General features: G+C 36.3%; 4 protein-coding genes. All 4 read left to right on the forward strand.

What is annotated here, in order from left to right; all coding sequences use genetic code 11:
- On the forward strand, window positions 1-628 hold a 628-nt coding region (gene dapF, locus ACJML3_RS09070; RefSeq protein ID WP_406022539.1), incomplete at its 5' end, for a diaminopimelate epimerase.
- Window positions 629-634: 6 nt separating this feature from the next.
- Window positions 635-1,543: a tyrosine recombinase XerC gene (locus tag ACJML3_RS09075; RefSeq protein ID WP_406022541.1), complete on the forward strand. Its 909-nt coding sequence runs from the start codon at window positions 635-637 to the stop codon at window positions 1,541-1,543.
- Window positions 1,544-1,545: 2 nt separating this feature from the next.
- Window positions 1,546-2,277, forward strand: a complete 732-nt coding sequence (locus ACJML3_RS09080; protein WP_406022543.1) for an HAD-IA family hydrolase — start codon at window positions 1,546-1,548, stop codon at window positions 2,275-2,277.
- 16 nt (window positions 2,278-2,293) lie between these two features.
- Window positions 2,294-2,481 (forward strand): UvrD-helicase domain-containing protein (locus tag ACJML3_RS09085; protein ID WP_406022545.1); only part of this gene is annotated, 188 nt, incomplete at its 3' end.

Genomic DNA, 2,481 nt, shown 5'->3' on the forward strand with positions numbered 1-2,481 from the left:
AGTACAGATGTGCGGCAATGGTGCTCGCTGTTTTGTAAGATTCGTAATAGATCATCATCTTACAAATAAAAGAGAAATCAAGGTAAGTACCGTATCAGGTGTTCTTACTTTAAAACTCAATGACGATGATACAGTTACTGTAAATATGGGGAAGCCTCATTTTGATCCTGCTGTAATTCCTTTTAAATGCGATAGAAAAAGTTTACAGTACAGTATTAAGCTAAAAGATGGAACTGTATTTTCTCATGGTGCTGTATCTATGGGAAATCCTCATGCAACTATCTTTTTTGATGAAGATGTTCAGGATTCAACAATACAGAAGTACGGTTCAGAGCTTGAAAATCATGAAAACTTTCCAGAGCGCGTAAATGTGGGATTTGCCCATGTGGTTGATTCTCACAGCATTAATCTTCGTGTATATGAAAGAGGTTGTGGTGAGACATTAGCCTGCGGAACAGGTGCCTGTGCTGCAGCTGTTATTGCTATTACTCAGGGGCGAGTCAAATCTCCTGTTACAGTAACTCTACCTGGTGGTTCACTGAAGATATCATGGGATGGAAATGAAACATCAAGTGTAATGATGTCAGGCCCTGCTACACGAGTGTTTGAAGGAACCATCGTTATTTAATAGATTATGAAAGAACTCGTTGATGGATTTTTAGATTACATCATTTATGAAAAGAAGCTATCTGATAAAACAGTAGACTCTTACAGACGGGTTCTGCAAAAATCAGTTGATGCTCTTAGCCTTGAATATGGATCCAATTTCAAGTGGGAACAATTTGAGGAAGAGCATATGAGATACCTGCAAAAGGAATTTAATTTCGGTACAGATGATGAAAGACTGAATAATAATTCTGTTGCACATGATCTGTACGCTATAAGCTCATTTTTCAGGTTTCTTATTAAAAGAGGCGTACTAAAGGATAATCCTACAAAACTAATCAAGGTACCTAAGGTCAAAAGACTTTTACCTGATACACTTACATTAAATGAGCTTAATACACTTCTTGACTATGCTCCAAAAGATCTAAAGGAGCTTAGGGATAATACGATAGCCGAACTTTTGTTCTCATCAGGACTTCGTGTATCGGAACTTGTGGCTCTTGATCTGAACAGCATAGACTTTACAACAAACGAGGTAAGGGTTCTTGGAAAGGGATCTAAAGAGCGCGTTGTTCCTGTTACAAAAATAGCAATTTCAAAGATTAAAAGATATCTTGAATTGCGCCATGAGTTTAATCCAGATTTAGAGGAAAAAGCATTATTTCTAAATCGCTTTGGCAGAAGACTTACCTCTAGAGCTGTTCAGCAGAATCTAGATGAGCTAGCTAAAAAATCAGGAATCATGACGCATTTAAATCCACATAAGTTAAGACACTCTTTTGCAACAGGATTACTGCAAGGAGGAGCTGATCTTAGATCTGTCCAGGAAATGTTAGGTCACAGTTCACTTGCTGCAACACAGATTTATACACATCTGAATTTTGAGTATTTAAAGAAAGTTTATCTTGATGCTCATCCATTGAATAAAAAGGACTGACAGTGAAGTTTTACAAATCAATAAACCTTAATAGCATTAAGGTATTATCTTTTGATCTTGATAATAATATATATGATTGTCAGTCAGTTCTTAGCGCTGCAGAAAACTGGTTTTCTGAATATCTGACTGACAGATATAATCTTATGCCTTTTTGCAATGATTACTCCTTTTGGGCAAAGATTAAAAAAGATCTTCTTTTGCAAGAGCCAAGACTTGAAGATGATGTAACTTTACTAAGAGCAAAGAGTTTGGTAATTGCCTTTGAGTACCTAAAACAGCCTTTAAAGGGCGGTCTTGAAGAGGCCAAGGATCTGGTTTTAGAATTCATAAAAAAAAGATCAGCCGGATCTGTTAGTATTGAAGTTGTACAAATGCTTGAGAAACTCAAACAGAAATATCGTATGATATCTGTCTCAAACGGAAACCTTGATCCTCAAATTTTAAAAATAGATCATTTGTTTGAATATGACTTAAGACCGAAGATGGGCGTTTTTAAATGTAAACCTCATTTGGATCTTTTCAAAGAATGCTCAAGGATAACAAAAGTTTCTCCACATGAAATTCTGCACATAGGCGATGACCCATATACTGATGTATACGGTGCAATCAGCGCTGGTTTTAACTGTGCATGGCTTTATAAAGGATATACAGGAATTTCAAATGATGAAAGACATCTGAAAGTCTTGCCTCATATTCAGCTAGATAATATTCTCGAATTAGATTCGCTTTTATAATATAAACGGATGATAAATGAGTGATTTAGATTTACTTGATTCTGCACCAGTTGCTGATGAGTCAAAAATTCTTGAAGGTCTTAATGATTCACAAAAGGAAGCTGTCAGCGCTCCTTTGTGCAATGCTCTTATTATTGCAGGAGCAGGAACAGGTAAGACTAGGGTGTTAGTCAGCAGAATTGTCTATCTTATTTCTCATTACCA

Origin of the sequence: Succinivibrio sp. (genome assembly GCF_045124615.1) — a bacterium.
GTDB classification, from domain to species: domain Bacteria; phylum Pseudomonadota; class Gammaproteobacteria; order Enterobacterales; family Succinivibrionaceae; genus Succinivibrio; species Succinivibrio faecicola.